Source organism: Synechococcus sp. H60.3 (assembly GCF_047462295.1).
GTDB lineage: Bacteria > Cyanobacteriota > Cyanobacteriia > Thermostichales > Thermostichaceae > Thermostichus.
This window is the reverse complement of record NZ_JANSIY010000124.1, coordinates 2,549-4,392: the sequence shown is the minus strand read 5'-3', so window position 1 is coordinate 4,392 and position 1,844 is coordinate 2,549. Positions and strand designations below refer to the sequence as shown.

The following is a 1,844-nucleotide window of genomic DNA, read 5'->3' as shown; positions in this document are numbered from 1 at the left end:
CTGCGGCAAATTGCCGAACGCATCCATCGCCAGGCCCATCACCTGGCTGCCGGGATCCGGGATCTGGGCTACAGGGTGGGGCCAGAGTCTTTCTTCGATACCTTTTGGGTGAAGGCAGAGTCCCCCGAACAGGTCGGCCAGATCCAAGAGCGGGCCGCCCAGCGGCGCATCAACCTGCGGCGGATCGACGAGACAACTCTAGGGATCAGCGTGGACGAGGCCACCACCTCTCAAGATCTGCGCGATCTCTGGGAAATCTTCGCTGGCTCCAAGGAGCCAGCCTGGGATCCCGAAGGCCTGAGTTCGGATCCCCACCAAAGCCTGCCGCCTCAGCTCTTGCGCACTACCCCCTACCTCACCCATCCGGTGTTTAACCGCTACCACTCGGAAACGGAGCTGCTGCGCTATATCCACCGCCTGCAGAGCCGGGATCTCTCCCTTGTCCACTCCATGATCCCCTTGGGCTCCTGCACCATGAAGCTAAACGCCACAGCCGAGATGCTGCCCATAACCTGGCCGGAGTTTGCCCAGCTCCATCCTTTTGCGCCTCTGGAACAAGCTCGCGGCTATCAAACCCTCTTTGCCCAGTTGGAGCGAATGCTGGCGGAGATCACGGGCTTTGCCGGCGTCTCCCTCCAGCCCAACGCCGGATCCCAGGGGGAATATGCCGGCTTGCTGGCCATTCGTCGCTACCACCAGGCCCGCGGGGAAAGCCAGCGCCAGGTGTGCCTGATCCCCACCTCCGCCCATGGCACCAACCCCGCCAGCGCTGTCATGGCCGGGATGCAGGTGGTGAGCGTGGCCTGCGACAGGGCCGGCAACATCGACCTCGAAGACCTGCGGGCCAAGGTGGAGCAGCACCGGGAACGCCTGGCTGCCCTGATGATTACCTACCCCTCCACCCATGGGGTGTTTGAGGAAGGGATCCGCGAGATTTGCCAGATAATCCACGAGGCCGGGGGGCAGGTGTACATGGATGGGGCCAACCTCAACGCCCAGGTGGGCCTCTGCCGTCCTGCGGAGCTGGGAGCCGATGTCTGCCATCTCAACCTACACAAGACCTTCTGCATCCCCCACGGCGGCGGCGGGCCGGGGGTGGGGCCCATTGCCGTTGCCCGTCATCTCCTGCCGCATTTGCCCGGTCACCCGTTTTTGCCTGGTTGCAACGGCCCGGTCAGTGCTGCCCCCTGGGGCAGCGCCAGCATCCTGCCCATTGCCTGGGCCTACATCCGCCTCATGGGATCCGCCGGCCTTACCCTAGCTACCCAAGTGGCCCTCCTCAACGCCAATTACATCGCCAAGCGGCTGGATCCCTACTACCCGGTGCTCTACAAAGGGCCAGGGGGATGGGTGGCCCACGAGTGCATCCTGGATCTGCGCCCCCTCAAGAAAAGCGCCGGCATTGAGGTCGAGGATGTAGCCAAGCGGCTGATGGACTACGGCTTCCACGCCCCCACCATCTCCTGGCCAGTGCCGGGGACAATGATGGTGGAACCCACTGAGAGCGAATCCCTAGAAGAGCTGGATCGCTTCTGCGAGGCAATGATTGCCATTCGCCAGGAGATTGCTGCCATTGAGCGGGGCGAGATGGATCCCGTGCGCAATCCCCTTAAACTTGCCCCCCACACCGCCGAGGTAGTGGCCGCCGATCACTGGGATCGCCCCTACCCTCGATCCCTAGCCGCCTATCCCCTCCCGTGGGTCAAGGAGCGCAAGTTCTGGCCCAGTGTCAGCCGCATCGACAACGCCTATGGGGATCGTCACCTGGTGTGCAGCTGTCAACCTTGGCTGGAAGGCTGAATTAAGCTGCCTGCGGCTGGTCCAGCTCTGAGGAAGAGGGAATG

General features: G+C 63.3%; 1 protein-coding gene. It reads left to right on the top strand.

Annotation, left to right across the window (positions count from 1 at the left end; translation table 11 throughout):
- Nucleotides 1-1,800 (top strand): aminomethyl-transferring glycine dehydrogenase (gene gcvP, locus NW841_RS11165; protein WP_414386428.1); only part of this gene is annotated, 1,800 nt, incomplete at its 5' end.
- Nucleotides 1,801-1,844: the final 44 nt, after the last annotated feature.